Source organism: Microvirga pakistanensis (assembly GCF_004458765.1).
In the GTDB taxonomy this organism is placed as follows: domain Bacteria; phylum Pseudomonadota; class Alphaproteobacteria; order Rhizobiales; family Beijerinckiaceae; genus Microvirga; species Microvirga pakistanensis.
Genome location: NZ_SPJX01000410.1, coordinates 96,579 through 111,751 on the forward strand (window position 1 = coordinate 96,579; position 15,173 = coordinate 111,751).

Below are 15,173 nucleotides of genomic sequence, written 5' to 3' on the forward strand. Positions count from 1 at the left end.
TTCAATGAAAAGGGCTTCCATTTTGAAGCCGGCTATGATTGTCATGTTTGTGTCATTAAAGCGTCATCCGGCTTTCGTGCAGGGATGGTGAACGACAATAACATCCCCGAGGGGGGATGATACGGGAGAGACGAATATGATGAAGAAATCCCTTCTCGGCGCCCTGGCCTTCGGTCTCGCGACGAGCACGTCCGCTTTTGCTCAGACAGAGATCCAATGGTGGCACGCCATGACGGGTGCCAACAACGAGGTCGTGAACCGTCTGGCCGAAGAGTTCAACAACTCGCAGAAGGACTACAAGGTCGTCGTCAGCTACAAGGGGCAGTACGCCGACACGCTGAACGCCGGCATCGCCGCGTTCCGCGCGGGCAACGCTCCGCATATCCTGCAGGTCTTCGAGGTGGGCACCGCGACCATGATGGGCGCGAAGGGCGCGGTCAAGCCGGTCTACCAGCTGATGGCCGAGGCCGGCGAGAAGTTCGACCCCAAGGCTTACCTGCCAGCAATCACCGGCTATTACTCCACCGCGAAGGGCGAGATGCTCTCCTTCCCCTTCAACTCCTCCTCGATGGTCATGTGGATCAACCGGGACGAGCTGAAGAAGGCCGGGGTGAACGAAATCCCGAAGACCTGGCCTGACGTGTTCGCCGCCGCCAAGAAGCTGAAGGCGGCCGGTCACGATACCTGCGGCTTCTCGAACGCCTGGGCGAGCTGGGCTCATATCGAGCAGTTCTCGGCCTGGCATAACGTGCCGATGGCCACCAAGGCCAACGGTCTCGACGGCTTCGACACGGAGATGAAGTTCAACTCGCCGGTGCATGTGAAGCACCTGCAGAACCTCATCGACCTGCAAAAGGACAAGACCTACGATTACTCGGGCCGCGACTCGAAGAGCGAGGGCCGCTTCACCTCCGGCGAATGCGCGATCTTCCTCACCTCCTCGGGCTTCTACGGCAACGTGAAGGCCAACGCGAAGTTCGACTTCACCTCGGCTCCGATGCCGTATTATCCGGACGTCCAGGGTGCTCCGCAGAACTCCATCATCGGCGGCGCTTCCCTGTGGGTCATGGGCGGCAAGTCGGCCAACGAGTACAAAGGCGTCGCCAAGTTCTTCGCCTTCCTGTCGGACACCGACCGTCAGGCCAAGCTGCACCAGGAATCGGGCTATCTTCCGATCACCAAGGCGGCTTACGAGAAGACCAAGGCGTCCGGCTTCTATGAGAAGAACCCGGTTCTCGAGACCCCCTTGAAGGAGCTGACCAACAAGGAGCCGACCGAGAATTCCCGCGGTCTGCGCTTCGGCAACATGGTTCAGATCCGCGACGTGATCTCCGAGGAGATCGAGGCGGCGCTCGCCGGCCAGAAGCCTGCCAAGGATGCCCTCGACGCCGCCGTGTCGCGCAGCAACCAGATCCTGCGTCAGTTCGAGCGTACCGTTCGCTAAGACGGATTGGATGTCGGCCTTTCATCCCGGGCAGCCGAAAAGCTGTCCGGGATGATCTTATAGATCACTTCGCAGACCGGTGGACCCCGTCATCTGCGCCATCACCGGACGATTGTAAGCGCGATGGAAAAACGAGCTCACTTTTCAGGTTGGACGCTGCCCCTGCTGCTGATCCTTCCGCAGATGGCGATCACCGTCATTTTCTTCTACTGGCCGGCCTCCCAGGCGATCTGGCAGTCCTTCCTCAGGGAAGACGCCTTCGGCCTTTCCTCCGAGTTCGTCGGATTTGAGAACTATCTCGCTCTCTTCGAGCAGCCCGAATATTACCGGGCCATGGTCACGACCATCATCTTCTCGACGCTGGTGGCCTTCTTCTCGCTTTCCGTCGCGCTGCTTCTCGCGACCCAGGCCGACAAGAACATTCGCGGCGGCCATGCCTTCAAGACCCTGCTGATCTGGCCCTATGCGGTGGCTCCCGCCATCGCGGGCGTCCTGTGGATCTTCATGTTCCATCCGACGCTCGGCACGCTGGCGCGTCCCATCCGGGCGGCCGGCATCGACTGGAATCCGATGCTCAACGGCAACCATGCCATGATCCTGCTGGTGCTCTCCGCCACCTGGAAGCACATCAGCTACAACTTCCTGTTCTTCCTCGCGGGCCTGCAGGCCATTCCGAAGAGCGTGATCGAGGCAGGCGCCATCGACGGCGCCGGGCCCATGCGCCGTTTCTGGACCATCGTCTTCCCGCTTCTGTCGCCCACCACCTTCTTCCTTCTCGTGGTCACGGTGGTCTACGTGTTCTTCGAGACGTTCGGCATCATCGATGCCGTCACGGGCGGCGGCCCTGCCGGTCAGACGACGACACTCGTCTACAAGGTTTATGCGGATGGCCGCCTCGGCGGCGATCTCGGCGGCTCCGCCGCGCAGTCGGTGATCCTCATGGTCATCGTGATCGCGCTCACCGCCATCCAGTTCCGCTATGTCGAGCGCAAGGTGCAATACTGATGGTCGAGAATCGTCCCTTTGCCCAATTCATGGCCTACCTGACGCTGGTCATCGGCGTCCTCGTGGTGGCCTTCCCGGTCTATCTCGCCATCATGGCGTCGACCTTCGATGCCGCGACGATCATCAACGGCAACATGCCGCTGGTTCCCGGCGATCAGGCCGGTGTGAACTATCCGCGTGCCCTGTTCTACGGCGGCGTCCATGCGCGCGAGCCTGTGGGCGGCATGATGCTCAACTCGATGATCATGGCGATGGGCATCGCGATCGGCAAGATCCTCATCTCGATCCTGTCGGCCTATGCGGTGGTGTACTTCAAGTTCCCGTTTCGCAAGACGGCGTTCTGGATCATCTTCATCACGCTGATGCTGCCCGTCGAAGTGCGTATCTACCCGACCTACAAGATCGTCGCGGATCTCGGCCTGCTCGATACGTATACGGGCCTCATCATGCCGCTGATCGCATCGGCCACGGGCACGCTGCTCTTCCGCCAGTTCTTCATGACGATCCCGGACGAGTTGCTGGAAGCATCGAAGATCGACGGCGCGGGCGCGTTCCGCTTCTTCAAGGATACGCTGCTTCCCCTCTCCATAACGACGATCGCGGCGCTCTTCGTGATCCAGTTCATCTACGGCTGGAACCAGTATCTCTGGCCGCTGCTCATCACCACGAAGAGCTCGATGCAGACGATTGTGATCGGCATCAAGAAGATGATCACGACCACGGATGCGCTCACCGAGTGGCAGATCGCGATGACGACTGCCGTGCTCGCGATGGTGCCGCCGGTGCTGGTGGTGATCTTCATGCAGCGGCTCTTCGTGAAGGGTCTCGTCGAAACGGAAAAGTGACGCGCGGCCGCCGTGCGTCGGCCCTTCCGCCGTGGCGGAAGGGGCACCAAGGGATTATCGGAATTTTTCAGTCTGGTGCCTCATGCCGCACGGGCTGACGGGAAAAGGAATGAACCAATGGCTGGGGTAACACTCGATACGGTCCGAAAGATCTATGCGGGCAACGTGGAGGCCGTCAAAGGCGTCTCGCTCGGAATCGAGGACGGCTCTTTCTGCGTGCTGGTCGGGCCGTCAGGCTGCGGCAAGTCCACCCTCCTTCGCATGATCGCGGGCCTGGAGACGATTTCCGGCGGCGAGATCAAGATTGGCAACCGGGTCGTGAATCAGGTCGAGCCCGCGGATCGCGATATCGCGATGGTCTTCCAGAACTACGCGCTCTATCCGCATATGAGCGTGTACGACAACATGGCCTATGGGCTGCGCAACCGGAAGACCCCCAAGGACGAGATCGAGAAGCGCGTGAAGGAAGCGGCTCGCATCCTCGCCATCGAACCCTTCCTCGATCGTAAGCCGCGCGCATTGTCGGGCGGACAGCGCCAGCGTGTGGCCATGGGCCGTGCCATCGTGCGCAAGCCGCAGGTGTTCCTCTTCGACGAGCCGCTGTCCAACCTCGATGCGAAGCTGCGCGTGCAGATGCGCGTCGAGATCAAGCGCCTTCAGAAGGCTCTCGGCGTGACGTCGATTTATGTGACGCACGACCAGGTCGAAGCCATGACCCTGTCCGACAAGCTCGTGGTGATGTCCGGCGGCCAGATCGAGCAGGTGGGCTCCCCCTCGGAGGTTTATCGCCGCCCCGAGACGCGCTTCGTCGCCACCTTCATCGGCTCCCCGCCCATGAACATCCTTCCCGGCAAGGTGGAAGGCCCCGGCCGCGTGTCGGTCGGCGGGCAGGTGATCGCCGTCACGGATATGCGAGAAGGCCTCACGCCCGGTTCTTCCATCGAGGTGGGCCTGCGTCCCGAGGACGTCCAGGCGGGCAGCGCTCCGGGCGCCTCGAGCCTCGCCATGGAAGTTGACTTCGTCGAGGAGCTCGGCGCGACACAGCTTTTCCACGGCAAGGTCGCGGGCACGGATTTCGTCGTGCAGGCATCCACGGGCCAGATCGGCGCGGATACCCGCAAGCTGACCCTGTCCATCGATCCAGGCAACGTTCACCTCTTCGACCCGCAGAGCACGAAGCGCCTGGGCCGGGTCTAAGACACCCCCAAAGCTTGACCTTTTGCTGCAACAGCCGTTCCGGGCACCTCGGAACGGCTGTTGCGCGTTCGGAGCCGCCCCATTATCCCTTGAGGAGAACATGAGGGACAGCGATGACGGTCAAGCTCGACGGAGCGACGCTTCAGATTCAGGATGTGGTGCGGGTGGCTCGCCCGGACGCCCAGGGGCGCTTCGCGCAAGCGGAGCTGGCACCCGAGGCGCGGGAGCGGATTGCGGCGACGCGGGCCTATATCGACCGCAACTGGATGCATGACGATGCGCCGCTCATGTATGCCTTCAACACCGGCGTCGGCCTGTTCAAGGATCAGCGGGTGCTGATCGCCGACATGGCGGCCTATCAGAAGAAGACCGTCTATGCGCACGCCACCGGCGTCGGCGAGCCCTTCGCCGAGGACGTGACGCGCGCCATGATGCTGTTGCGGGCCAACGCCTTCGCGTCAAACTATTCGGGTCCCCGGGTGGAACTCGTCGAGCGCCTGCTGGCCTTCCTCAATGCGGGACTGCATCCGGTCATCCCGCAGAAGGGGTCCGTCGGCGCCTCGGGTGATCTCGCGCCACTGGCCCACATGGCCGGCGCGGTGTGCGGGTTCGAGGAAGCGGACATGGTCTACCAGGGCCGCGTGATGCCCGCGCGCGAGGCGATCCGCATGGCAGGCTTCGAACCCGATTTCGACCTCGGCGCGAAGGACGCCTCCGCGCTCATCAACGGTTCGACCACATCGCTTGCGCTTGCGTCTCTCGCGACGAGCGATGCACGTCGCATCCTGAAACATGCGGACATCGCCATGTGCCTGTCGCTCGAGGCGATGCGTGGCGAGCTGGCCGCCTTCGATCCGCGCGTGCACAAGGCGCGTCCGCATCCCGGACAGGCGCGCGTGGCGCGCAATCTGCTGCGTATTCTCGAAGGCTCCAGGCGCTGCTCGCAGGACGCGCGCGACATCGTCTTCCCCGACGAGCCGCGACAGCCCGGCACGCCCGCGAGCCCCCGTGTGCAGGATGTTTATTCGCTGCGCTGCACGCCACAGGTCCACGGACCTGTTGTCGAGGCCCTCGAATATGTCGAGCGCCTCGTCGGCACGGAAATGAATTCCGCCACCGACAATCCGTTGATCTTCGACGACGGGCAGGGCGGGTACGTGTCCATCTCAGGAGGCCACTTCCACGGACAATATATGGCGCAGGCGATGGACTTCCTGAGCATCGCCATGGCCGATCTGGGTGCCATTTCCGAGCGCCGCCTCGCGCGGCTCGTCGACCCGACCATGTCTTACGGCCTACCGCGCAATCTGCTCGCCGGCAAGCGCGGGCTCAATACGGGCTTTGCGACCGTGCAGTGCTCCATGTCGGCCCTGGTGATGGAGAATCGCGGTCTCGCAACGCCGGGTTCGGTCGATTCCATTCCGGGCAAATCCAATGCGGAGGATCACATCTCCAACTCCACCTGGTGCGGGCGCAAGGCGCGCATCATCGTGGAGAACGTGGAGCAGATCGTGGCGGGCGAATTGCTGATGGCGGCGCAGGCTCTCACGCTCGTGGAGCCGCTCGCCAAGGATTATCCGCTCGGAAAGGGATCGCGCGCTGCCATGCAGGCGATCCGCGCGGCCATTCCTCCGGCGCTCGACGGCGACCGCTGGTATGCGACCGAGATGCGCCAAGCGCTCGATCTCGTTCGCTCGGGCGCCGTCGTGGAGGCGGTCGAAAGCGCCGTTGGGGCTTTGGAATAGGGCTCGGCATGATCCGAGCCCTCGATACAGCCGGCGGCGTCCGCTCAGCGGCAGCGGCGTACGTCGCGGATCACGACGGAACCGTTCGGGCGCTGGATCCGCTCGCGGACGACGCGGCAGCGCTCTCTCCTACGCTCCCAGGCCGGCACGCCGCAGCGGCGCACCGTGCGATACACCACACGGCCATTGGGGCGTACGGTACGAACGCGGCGTGTCACGCAAGCGACGTTGTCGACGAGGGATGGTGTTTCGATCGCCTGCGGGCTGAAACGGGCCTGTGCCTCGGGAGCGGTCCCGAAAAGAGTGGCGCCGAAAACGACAGCGACGGCAGGCATGATGAAGGCTCGCATAATCCTATCCTTCGTTGCGGGGGACTGACGATAACTTGAATGTCTAGGCGATGGTTCCTGAAATGAGGATGAATGCATGGTTCAGCGTGTCATCATCAATCACGTCCACCTTCAGGACGGGGAAGAACTGATTGCCGCGAATCTCGCGAGCATCGCGCTGCACGAGCCATGGGTGTCGCCTTGTCGCGATCATGTGAGCTTCCAAGGATATCTCTCCCGTTGCGACGGTGACAGGTCCGTCGGTTTCATCGCACGCGAGCGTGAGAGCAACAGGATCGTCGGCGTCATCAATCTGAGCGAGATCGTGCGCGGCTACTTCCAGAGCGCATATATGGGCTATTACGCGATTGCCGGGATGAACGGGCGCGGCCTGATGAGCGAAGCCGTCCGCCTTGTGGTGACCCATGCTTTTTCGGAGCTGAGACTCCACCGGATCGAAGCCAATATCCAGCCCCGCAACGAGCCGTCGCGCGCGCTCGTGAAGCGCCTGGGGTTTCGGCAGGAGGGCTACTCACCGCGATATCTCAAGATCGACGGCGAATGGCGCGATCATGAACGCTGGGCGATCCTGTCTGAGGATTGGCGCGGCTGAGGGAAATTCACGCTGCTGCGGGTTGCTCGAGTTTCTTCTGCAGGAAGAAGCGGCTGCCGCCGATCGGGAAATCCTTCAACTCGCCGAAGCGTTCGTATCCCAGCCGCTCGTAGAGTGCGAGAGCCTTCGGATTCAGCGTGTCGAGCCAGACGAAATGGCAGCCGCGTTCATGGGCTTCCTCCTCCGCCATGCCGATGAGACGCGTGGCGAACCCCTGGCCCCGGAGAGCTTCCGGAACGAAGATGAACTCTATGGTGAGCCATCCCCATCCGGTGCGGCCCCACAATCCTCCGAAAATTTCCTTCGTGTCGGCCTGCCGGATCACGACGGCCATGTCCTCAATGTGAAGGCCGGGCATCAGGGATGTCCGGTTGAAATCGGACAACCCGTTGAGGATGATCTGACGGACGACGCTATGCGGCCTTGCGAGGAGCTCCAGATGATAGTTCAAGCAACAATCCTCTTGACGGCATCGAGCAACACGCGGGCTGCCATATCCGCATCCTCCAGGGTGATCGACTCGGCCGGATTGTGGCTGATGCCTCCCTTGCAGCGCACGAAGAGCATCGCGGTTGGGCATAGAGTGGCCATCGCCACCGCGTCGTGTCCTGCGCCCGAGGCGAGACGCAGGGGTTCCACGCCGATGCCTTTGACCGCTTCCTCCAGTTGGGCGGTCAGATCCTTGTGCATCGGTGTCGCGGGTGATTCCATGAAGGGCTCGATGGCAAAGGAGACACCACGCCGTCGAGCGACGGCTTCGCATTCGGTCACGATGTCCTGCACCATGGCATGGCGCACCGCATCATCCGGCGAGCGGGCGTCGAGGGTGAAATCGACACGCGCGGGAATCACGTTGATCGCGCCCGGCTGCACCTGAGCCACGCCCACGGTCGCGACCGTATCGGTGCGCGTCGAACTCGCACGCTCCACGATACCGATCATCTCGGCGACGGCGGCCAGCGCATCGCGGCGCATGGTCATCGGGACGGTGCCTGCATGTCCTGCTTCGCCGATCACATGCGCCCGGGCGCGGGTGATCCCGTTGATGGCGGAAACGATGCCCACGGGGAGATCGCGGGCTTCCAGCTGCGGGCCCTGCTCGATATGCACTTCGAGGTAACCGCGATAGCGTGCCGGATCCCGGGCGAGGGCCGATATGCCGAGAGGATCGCCGCCGAACGCGACCAGCGCGTCGCGGAGAGACACGCCTTCCGCATCCTTGCCATCGAGCCAGACGGGATCGAAGCGGCCGGCGAAGGCGTATGACGTGGAGAGATTGGTGGGAAAGCGAACGTTCTCCTCGTCCCCGAAGGCCACGATCTCGATCGGGCAGGATGGCGTGATCCCTTCCGCCGCCAGAGCTTCCGTCACGACGATGCCGAGGACGACGCCCAGATTGCCGTCATAGCGTCCTGCATCGACCACGCTGTCGATATGGGAGCCGATGAGCAGGGCCGGGGCTTCAGGATTGGAGCCTTCCAGGCGCCCGACCACGGAGCCGAGAGCGTCGATATGGGCGCGAAGCCCGGCCTCCCGCATGAAGGACAGCGTCGTGTCGGCTGCGGCCCGGTGAGCCGGGGAAAGATAGAGGCGGGTCAGGCGCCCTATCTCGTCCGTGTGCTGGGCGAGGTCCTCGATCATCGCCATCACGCGGCGGCCGAGGGGGAGATCCGGTTGATGTGTCATGAGGATAGAGTTTCAGGAACGGGCCCGCTCCGCAAGAGGCGCGCGGGCCGATCTCCCTGAACTCCTGTCAGGCTGCGACGCCGAGCTTCTTCTGCAGGCTCGTGGACGAGGTGGTGTATTGGAAGAGCAGCTTCTTCTCGGGGTACACGTAGCGGTGCACCCTTTGGGCCGCCAGCGCCCCCTCGTGGAAGCCGGAGAGGATGAGCTTCAGCTTGCCCGGATAGGTGTTGATGTCGCCGATGGCGAAGATGCCGGGCACATTGGTCTCGAACTTCTCCGTATCGACCGGGACCAGGTTCTCGTGAAGGTTCAGGCCCCAATCGGCGATCGGGCCGAGCTTCATGGTCAGGCCGAAGAACGGCAGCATCACGTCGCAATCCACGGTGAATTCGGACCCGTCGTCCTTGCGGATCACGGCACCCTCCAGAACGTGATTGTCGCCTTTCAGCGCGCTCACTTGGCCGAGATGCAGGTCCATGTCGCCGGAAGCGACCAGCGAGCGCATCTTCTCCACCGTGTGGGGGGCGGCGCGGAAGGCGTCGCGGCGGTGCAGGAGGGTGAGGCGCTTGGCGATGGGCTGCAGGTTCACGGTCCAGTCGAGGGCCGAATCGCCGCCGCCGACGATCAGGATCTTCTTGTTCCGGAACATCTCCATCTTGCGCACGGCGTAGAACACGCTCGTGCCTTCATAGGCCTCGATGCGCTCGATCGGCGGCTTCTTGGGCTGGAACGAGCCGCCGCCGGCCGCGATGATCACGGACTTGCAGATGAAGGTGGTGCCGTTTTCGGAGGTCTTCACGCGAAACAGCGGAGCTTCGGGTGTGCCGATGGATTCCAGGCTCTCCACCATCTCGTTGAGGTGGAAGGTGGGGTTGAACGGCTCGATCTGGGCCATCAGGTTATCGACGAGGCCCTGGCCCGTGACCATCGGGAAACCGGGAATGTCGTAGATCGGCTTTTCGGGGTAGAGCTCGGCGCACTGGCCGCCCACCTTCGGCAGGATGTCGATCAGGTGGCATTTGATGTCGAGAAGGCCCAGTTCGAACACGGCGAACAGGCCCACGGGGCCGGCACCGATGATGACGACGTCTGTTTCGATATGGTCGGTCATGAACAGGCTCCTTCGAGAGACGGCCCTTGGAAAAGCACGGTCTCCTGGTCTTGGCAATGCGGCAGGCTTGTCGGCTAGGCCCCGGTCGGGGCCAACGTGACCTCCAGGCCATCGAGGTCGGGGGTCCAGATGATCTGGCAGGACAATCGGGAACTGGGCTTCGTGACCACCGTATCGAGCTGGTCCTCCTCCTCCTCGGTGGGCGGATAGAGCTTGTCCAGCCAGTCCTCGGCGACGAAGACGTGGCAGGTGGCGCATTCGCAGGCTCCGCCGCACAGGCCCTCGATGGGCAGGCCCCAGTCGCGGATGATCTCCATCACCCGCCAGCCCTCGACGGCCTCGAGGGTATGGCGCTGGCCGGCCCGGTCGGTCACATGGATGACGCCCATGAAGCGGGAATTCCTTTGCGAAAAGTCAGGGAAACGGCGCGGGAGTCCGCGCCTTTGGGCTGGATATCGACGTTTCGGCCCGCCGCGTCAATGGTTTAAGGGCCACGTTTGTTTCCTGAAGGCCAAGCCTTCTAGACCCCCAGGGTTTCCGTCCTGAGGCGCTCATCCGCGATCAGCTCGGCCATGGAGCCCTGGAAACGCATCTCGCCCCTCTCGATCACGATGGCGCGGTCGCTGATGCCGGCGGCGAAGGCCCAGTTCTGCTCGGAGAGGAGCACGGCCACCCCCTCGGCCTTCATGACCCGGATGGCTTGCGCCATCATCTGCACGATCACCGGAGCGATGCCCTCGGACGGCTCGTCGAGGAGGATCGCGTCCGGGTTGCCCATGAGGGTCCGGGCGATGGCGAGCATCTGCTGCTCGCCCCCGGACATCTGGTTGCCACGACGCCCGCGCATCTCGGCGAGGTTGGGGAACAGCTCGAAGAGGCGCTCCGGCGTCCAGGGGGAGCGGCCCGCGCCTGCCGCCTTCCGGCCCGCCTCCAGGTTTTCATCGACCGTCAGGTCCGTGAAGATGCGCCGGTCCTCGGGCACGTAGCCGAGGCCGAGGCGCGCGATCCTGTAGGGCGGCAGACGCGAGAGGGATTGGCCTTTGAAGTTTGCTCTCTGGGCCGTTGCGGGCACGAGGCCCATGATGGCCTTCAACGTGGTGGTCTTGCCCGCGCCGTTGCGGCCGACGAGCGCCAGGACCTCGCCCGCCCGAAGCTGGAAGGTCAGGCCGAACAGCACCTGGGCCCGTCCATACGAGGCTGTCATATTCCAGATTTCCAGCAGCGGCTCGCTCATGCGGGGTTCAGTCCTTTCGGCTTCTCCAGCGCATGTTCGTCGCCGAGATAGGCGCGCCGCACCTCCGGATCCTGGCGGATGTCGTCCGGCGAACCCATCGCGATGATCCGGCCGCGCACGAGCACGATGACCCGCTCCGCATGACCGAACACGACATCCATGTCATGCTCGGTGAAGAGGATTCCGATGCCCTTCGCGTCGGCGATCGAGGCGGTGAGATCCATGAGGTCCGCTCTCTCCCGGGCGGCCATGCCTGCGGTCGGCTCGTCCATCAGAAGGAGCTTCGGCTGTCCCGCCAGGGCGACGGCCAATTCCACCCGCTTCACGTCGCCATAGGCCAGGGCGGAGCATGGGGCGTCCGCGGCATCCGCCATGCCGACCTGCTCGAGCAGCCCGATGGCTTCGTCCCGGTAGCGGTGACGGGCGGAAGACCACAGGGCTCCGCTCTCGCGGCGACAGCTGACAAGGGCCATCTGCACGTTCTCGGCGACGCTCATGGACAGGAAGGTCTGGGCGACCTGGAAGGTGCGCCCCACGCCGAGGCGGAAGCGCTTCTGCGGCGATGCCGTGGTGATGCTCCGCCCGTCGAGCAGAACCGCGCCTCCATCCGGGCGCAGCTGTCCGCCGACCATGTTGAAGACGGTGGACTTTCCGGCGCCGTTGGGCCCGATGATGGCCAGCATCTCGCCGCGTTGCAGCGTGAAGCTCACGTCCCGCGCCGCCGCCACGCCGCCGAAGGACTTGCTCAGATGCTGAACGGAGAGCAGCGTCATGCCCGCTCCTCCTGCCACGCGCGAAGGGTGCCGACGATCCCGCGCGGGAAGATGAGCACGATGGCGATGATGCTCAGGCCCAGCACCAGGCGCCAGAGGGAGGTCAGCGGCATGATCTGATCCCGCAGCACATGCAGGACGCCTGCGCCGACGAGGGGCCCCGTCACGGTCTGGATGCCGCCGACGAGCAGCATGGTCAAGGCGTCGACGGAGGTGGGGATGCCGAGCAGGGTCGGATCCACGGAGCCGCGCGAGAACGCGTAGATTCCGCCGGCAAGACCTGCAGCCGCGCCGGATAGGATGAAGGCGATCCAGCGATGGCGGCGGATGTTGAGGCCGATCGCTTCGGCGCGCGCCGCGGAGTCCCGTGCTGCGCGCAGCGCATAGCCGAACGGCGCGTCGATGATGCGCATCAGCAGGAGGACCACGGCCGTCGTGAGCGCGAGCGCGAAGAGATAATAGGCCGTTGGACCGCTGGCCCATGCTGAGGGCCAGACGCCGACGATGCCGTTATCGCCGCCGGTGACATCCACCCACTGGAAGGCAACGGCGAAGACGATCTGCGCGGCCGCCAGCGTCATCATGGCAAGGTAGATGCCCGAGAGCCGCACGACGAAGGCGCCGACCAGCGCCGCGCCGAGGGCCGCAAGCAGCAGGCCTGTCGGAAGCGCCGCCTCCATCGGGAGAGCAAGCCATTTCACGGCGAGCGCCGCACCATAGGCGCCCAATCCGAAGAAGGCTGCGTGACCGAAGCTCACGAGGCCGCCGACCCCGATGAGAAGCTGCAGGCTGAAGGCGAAAAGGGCGAAGATCAGGATTTCGGTGGCGACCTTCAGCACATAGGCGTCCCCGATCAGCGGAAGAGCCGCGAGGATGCCGACAACGGCGAGGACCGCCAAGACCGCGAACGGCGAGCGCTCGCGGCTTGCGATGCCCACCGCATGGGTGCCGCCGATCACCTCCGGGCGTCCGAAGAAACCGTAGGGGCGGACGGCGAGCACGACGGCCATGAGCAGGAACACCACGACAAGGGTGCTCTTGGGGAAGATCAGGATCCCGAAGGCCTGCAACTGTCCGATGACGATCGCCGCCAGGAACGCGCCGGGCACGCTGCCCATGCCGCCCACGACGGTGACCACGAAGGCTTCCGCGATGATCGAGAGGTCCATGCCCGCATGGGCCGATACGCGCGGTATCTGCAGCGCGCCGCCGAGGCCGGCCAGGAACGCGCCGAGAAAGAGCGTGCCGGTAAAGAGGAGCGCCTGGTTTACGCCCAGCGCTGCGATCATCTCGCGATCCTGCGTGGCGGCGCGCACCAGAACGCCGAAACGCGTCTTGCGCAGCAGAAGCCACACGAGCCCGAGGACGATCGGCCCGGCCGCGATGAGCACGAGTTCGTAGGAGGGGAAGCGCCGTCCGAGAATGTCGACGGGCGCGCGCAGGCCCGGAGCGCGGGGGCCGAGGATGTCCTCCGGGCCGAAGATCAGGATGGTGAGATCCTGCACCACGAGGACGACGCCGAAGGTGGCAAGCAGCTGGAAGAGCTCCGGCGCGCCGTAGATCCGGCGCAGGAGAAGCACTTCGATCAGAATGCCGATCAGGCCGACGATGATGGCCGAGGCCAGAATGCCGGCCCAGAACGTGACCGGGCCGAAGGAGAGTTCGAGCAGCCGCGGCACCAGCGTCGCGGCCGTGTAGGCGCCGATCATGTAGAGCGAGCCGTGAGCGAAGTTCACGATCCGCGTGACGCCGAAAACGAGAGTGAGGCCGCAGGCGGTGATGAAGAGCGAGGAGGCGCTGGAGAGCCCGTTGAGAGCCTGGATGGCAAGAAAGGAAAGATCCATGCCCAATCTCTCACCGGACGCCGATCATGCGCTCTGCCGCCACCCCATCAATCCTTCCGTACGGCCTTCACGCTGGCCTCTGTCGGCATGAAGGACGCACCGTCCTTGTAGGACCAGTCCGTCATGCCGCCATTGGCGCCCTTGAGCACGAGCTTGCCGATCCAGGCGCCCATGGTGGATTGATTGTCGATGCCGCGCATGGTGACGGGGCCCACGACCGTGTCGAACTTCGCATCCTCCAACGCTTTGATCATCGCCTCGGTCTCGACGGATCCCGCGCGTTCGATGGTGTCGCGGATCATGTAGACGACCATGTAGCCGAGGAGCGACCCGAGACGCGGCGTCTCCTTGAATTTCGCCCGGTAGGCATCAATGAAGGCCTTGTGCTTGGGATCGGTGATCTCGTCCCACGGATACCCGGTGACGGTCCAGCCTTCCGGCACTTCGTCCTTCAGGGGCAGCAGCCATTCGGGCTCGCCTGTGAGAAGGGAAAGGACCGTCGCGTCCTCGAAAAGGCCACGCGTGTTGCCTTCCCGCACGAACTGCGTGAGGTCGGGCCCGAAGAGCACGTTGAAGATGCCGTCGGGCTTGGCCTGCTCCAGGGCCGAGACGGTGGCGCCCGCTTCGATCTTGCCCAGAGCGGGATATTGCTCGGCGACGATCTCGGCGCCGGGAACACGCTCCTTGATGAGCCGCTTGAACACGTCCGCCGCCGACTGGCCATACTCGTAATTCGGCGCAACGATGGCCCAGCGCTTCGCGCCGGAGGCCTTCGCCTGATCCACCAGCATGCCCACCTGCATGTAATTGCTGGGGCGAATGCGGAAGGTATAGCGGTTGCCCTGCGCCATGGTGACGGCATCGGTCAGCGGCTCGGCCGCGATATAGAGGATCTTCTTCTGGTTGGCGTAATCCGCCATGGCGATGCCGACATTCGACTGGAACGATCCGAAGAGAAGGGCTGCACCCTCGCGGGTCACCAGTTCATCCGCCACGCGAGTGGCATCGCCCGTGGTGGCGCCGTCGTCCCGCGAGACGATCTCGAGCTGGCGGCCGAGGACGCCGCCCTTGGCGTTGATCTCGTCCAGGGCCATCTGCCAGCCGTTGCGGTAAGGGACCGTGAAGGCGGCCCATCGGGCATAGGAGTTGAGCTCGCCTATCTTGATGGGAGCCTGCTGGGCTTGAGCCGCCGGAAAGGAGAGTGCAAGCGCCAGTCCGAGAGCCAGCCAGCGGGTCGTCGATGCCTTCGTCATGATCCGGTTCCTGTTGCGAGGATTAGCGTGGATGTAGGGCCAATCGCTCGTCGAAGAAAGGTCAAACCGCCAAGGTTGCTGGATTCATACCTTG

General features: G+C 64.0%; 15 protein-coding genes. 6 read left to right on the forward strand and 9 right to left on the reverse strand.

Annotated elements, in window-relative coordinates:
* The first annotated feature begins 136 nt into the window (after nucleotides 1-136).
* The 5 genes from ugpB (at nucleotide 137) to E4K09_RS19460 (ending at nucleotide 6,236) form a co-directional block, all read left to right on the forward strand.
* Entirely contained in the window at nucleotides 137-1,444 is a 1,308-nt protein-coding gene (gene ugpB / locus E4K09_RS19440) for a sn-glycerol-3-phosphate ABC transporter substrate-binding protein UgpB (RefSeq protein WP_134499386.1), read from the forward strand.
* Between the two features lie 123 nt (nucleotides 1,445-1,567).
* Nucleotides 1,568-2,449 (forward strand): sn-glycerol-3-phosphate ABC transporter permease UgpA, encoded by an 882-nt coding sequence (ugpA, locus tag E4K09_RS19445; RefSeq protein ID WP_134499387.1) that lies wholly within the window; start codon nucleotides 1,568-1,570, stop codon nucleotides 2,447-2,449.
* Nucleotides 2,449-3,294, forward strand: a complete 846-nt coding sequence (gene ugpE, locus E4K09_RS19450) for a sn-glycerol-3-phosphate ABC transporter permease UgpE (RefSeq protein WP_134499388.1) — start codon at nucleotides 2,449-2,451, stop codon at nucleotides 3,292-3,294. Before ugpA ends, ugpE begins: the two co-directional genes overlap by 1 nt.
* 117 nt (nucleotides 3,295-3,411) lie before the next feature.
* The gene (locus E4K09_RS19455; RefSeq protein ID WP_134499389.1) at nucleotides 3,412-4,491 is read left to right on the forward strand and encodes a sn-glycerol-3-phosphate import ATP-binding protein UgpC; all 1,080 of its coding nucleotides are present in this window, start codon (nucleotides 3,412-3,414) and stop codon (nucleotides 4,489-4,491) included.
* Nucleotides 4,492-4,604: 113 nt separating this feature from the next.
* Nucleotides 4,605-6,236: an HAL/PAL/TAL family ammonia-lyase gene (locus E4K09_RS19460; RefSeq protein ID WP_134499390.1), complete on the forward strand. Its 1,632-nt coding sequence runs from the start codon at nucleotides 4,605-4,607 to the stop codon at nucleotides 6,234-6,236.
* A gap of 44 nt (nucleotides 6,237-6,280) precedes the next feature.
* On the opposite strand, the gene E4K09_RS19465 is transcribed toward E4K09_RS19460, so the two are convergent.
* A complete protein-coding gene (locus E4K09_RS19465) occupies nucleotides 6,281-6,586 on the reverse strand; it encodes a hypothetical protein (RefSeq protein ID WP_134499391.1) in 306 nt (101 codons plus the stop codon).
* A gap of 76 nt (nucleotides 6,587-6,662) precedes the next feature.
* Here E4K09_RS19465 and E4K09_RS19470 point away from each other — a divergent pair, with 76 nt between their 5' ends.
* Nucleotides 6,663-7,178, forward strand: coding sequence for a GNAT family N-acetyltransferase (locus E4K09_RS19470; RefSeq protein ID WP_134499392.1), 516 nt, complete (start codon nucleotides 6,663-6,665; stop codon nucleotides 7,176-7,178).
* A 7-nt stretch (nucleotides 7,179-7,185) separates the two neighbouring features.
* Here E4K09_RS19470 and E4K09_RS19475 read toward each other — a convergent pair whose 3' ends face one another.
* The 8 genes from E4K09_RS19475 to E4K09_RS19510 all read right to left on the reverse strand — a co-directional run bounded on the left by E4K09_RS19475 (nucleotide 7,186) and on the right by E4K09_RS19510 (nucleotide 15,079).
* Nucleotides 7,186-7,629: a GNAT family N-acetyltransferase gene (locus E4K09_RS19475; RefSeq protein ID WP_134499393.1), complete on the reverse strand. Its 444-nt coding sequence runs from the start codon at nucleotides 7,627-7,629 to the stop codon at nucleotides 7,186-7,188.
* Entirely contained in the window at nucleotides 7,626-8,864 is a 1,239-nt protein-coding gene (locus E4K09_RS19480) for an allantoate amidohydrolase (protein ID WP_134499394.1), read from the reverse strand. The genes E4K09_RS19475 and E4K09_RS19480 overlap by 4 nt, the downstream gene beginning before the upstream one ends.
* A gap of 67 nt (nucleotides 8,865-8,931) precedes the next feature.
* Nucleotides 8,932-9,975, reverse strand: a complete 1,044-nt coding sequence (locus tag E4K09_RS19485; RefSeq protein WP_134499395.1) for an NAD(P)/FAD-dependent oxidoreductase — start codon at nucleotides 9,973-9,975, stop codon at nucleotides 8,932-8,934.
* Between the two features lie 74 nt (nucleotides 9,976-10,049).
* Complete coding sequence (locus tag E4K09_RS19490) at nucleotides 10,050-10,364, reverse strand: 2Fe-2S iron-sulfur cluster-binding protein (RefSeq protein WP_134499396.1); 315 nt, start codon at nucleotides 10,362-10,364, stop codon at nucleotides 10,050-10,052.
* 131 nt (nucleotides 10,365-10,495) lie between these two features.
* Nucleotides 10,496-11,209: an ABC transporter ATP-binding protein gene (locus tag E4K09_RS19495; protein WP_134499397.1), complete on the reverse strand. Its 714-nt coding sequence runs from the start codon at nucleotides 11,207-11,209 to the stop codon at nucleotides 10,496-10,498.
* A complete protein-coding gene (locus tag E4K09_RS19500; protein ID WP_134499398.1) occupies nucleotides 11,206-11,982 on the reverse strand; it encodes an ABC transporter ATP-binding protein in 777 nt (258 codons plus the stop codon). The genes E4K09_RS19495 and E4K09_RS19500 overlap by 4 nt, the downstream gene beginning before the upstream one ends.
* Entirely contained in the window at nucleotides 11,979-13,826 is a 1,848-nt protein-coding gene (locus E4K09_RS19505) for an ABC transporter permease (RefSeq protein WP_134499399.1), read from the reverse strand. The genes E4K09_RS19500 and E4K09_RS19505 overlap by 4 nt, the downstream gene beginning before the upstream one ends.
* A 47-nt stretch (nucleotides 13,827-13,873) precedes the next feature.
* Nucleotides 13,874-15,079: an ABC transporter substrate-binding protein gene (locus tag E4K09_RS19510; RefSeq protein ID WP_134499400.1), complete on the reverse strand. Its 1,206-nt coding sequence runs from the start codon at nucleotides 15,077-15,079 to the stop codon at nucleotides 13,874-13,876.
* Nucleotides 15,080-15,173: the final 94 nt, after the last annotated feature.